The sequence below is a fragment of the Methylophaga sp. UBA2689 genome (assembly GCA_002354555.1).
Lineage (GTDB): Bacteria > Pseudomonadota > Gammaproteobacteria > Nitrosococcales > Methylophagaceae > Methylophaga.
The window spans coordinates 1-474 of the sequence record DELT01000080.1; the positions used below are offsets into that span (position 1 = coordinate 1).

1 protein-coding gene is annotated in these 474 nt (G+C 47.7%); it reads right to left on the reverse strand.

Translation table 11 applies throughout. The annotated features are described in order from the left end of the window. Nucleotides 1-474, reverse strand: a 474-nt coding sequence (locus B3M51_RS09615; RefSeq protein ID WP_292758628.1) for an EscU/YscU/HrcU family type III secretion system export apparatus switch protein, incomplete at both ends; no start/stop codon positions are given.

Genomic DNA, 474 nt, shown 5'->3' on the forward strand with positions numbered 1-474 from the left:
AGCAGAGATAATGGGCACTTCGTTGTGATCAGCAACCATTCTGATTTGTTGCGCCATCAGATCGGTGCCTTTAGCCAGGACAACTGGTGCGCCAGATTTGGATTGGTCGTAACGTAAAGCAACCGCATAGTGTGTCGGGTTGGTAATGATAACGTCGGCTTCGGGCACATCCTGCATCATGCGTTGTTGTGATAGCTGGATCTGCATTCTGCGAATTCGCCCTTTGACTTCCGGACTACCTTCGGTTTCTTTGTTTTCGTCTTTAAGTTCCTGTTTCGTCATACGTAATTGTTTAGTGTGATTCCACAGCTGGAAAGGCACATCAATCAGCGCAATCAAAATCAGGCTGGCACATATCGCTAAAAATCCCCAGAGCACAATGAAACCCAGCTCTGTCATTGCCACTTCAACTTCCTGCCGTCCCAGTGTCAATAATCGGTCACGCAGACTCCACAGAATTAAGGTGCCTATGCT